Raw genomic sequence first — 756 nt, 5'->3', positions numbered from 1 at the left:
CTGCTGGAACTGGTCGAAATGGAAGTGCGCGAGCTGCTGTCGAAGTACGAATTCCCAGGCGACGACCTGCCCATCGTGAAGGGTTCGGCCAAGCTGGCGCTGGAAGGCGACACCGGTCCCCTGGGCGAGCAAGCGATCCTGGCCCTGGCCGAAGCGCTGGACACCTACATCCCGACCCCGGAACGTGCCGTTGACGGTACCTTCCTGATGCCGGTGGAAGACGTGTTCTCGATCTCGGGTCGCGGCACCGTGGTGACCGGTCGTGTTGAGCGTGGCGTGGTGAAGGTCGGCGAAGAAATCGAAATCGTCGGTATCCGCGACACCCAGAAGACCACCTGCACCGGCGTGGAAATGTTCCGCAAGCTGCTGGATCAAGGTCAAGCTGGCGACAACGTCGGCGTGCTGCTGCGCGGCACCAAGCGTGAAGACGTGGAGCGTGGCCAAGTGTTGGCCAAGCCGGGTTCGATCAAGCCGCACAAGCACTTCACCGGTGAGATCTATGTCCTGTCGAAGGACGAAGGCGGCCGTCACACCCCGTTCTTCAACAACTATCGCCCGCAGTTCTACTTCCGTACCACGGACGTGACTGGCGCGATCGAGCTGCCGAAGGACAAGGAAATGGTCATGCCGGGCGACAACGTGTCGATCACCGTGCAACTGATCAACCCGATCGCAATGGAAGAAGGTCTGCGTTTCGCTATCCGTGAAGGCGGTCGTACCGTCGGCGCCGGCGTCGTCGCCAAGATCATCGACTAA

1 protein-coding gene is annotated in these 756 nt (G+C 61.2%); it reads left to right on the top strand.

Annotated features, from left to right (window positions below):
• The coding region (locus tag AC07N6_RS24260; protein ID WP_494783863.1) for an elongation factor Tu at window positions 1–756 on the top strand (756 nt) is incomplete at its 5' end.

Source organism: Herbaspirillum sp. GW821-FHT09A12 (assembly GCF_059418325.1).
Note: the sequence above shows the minus strand (reverse complement) of the source record. Positions and strands in the feature narration are given on the sequence as shown.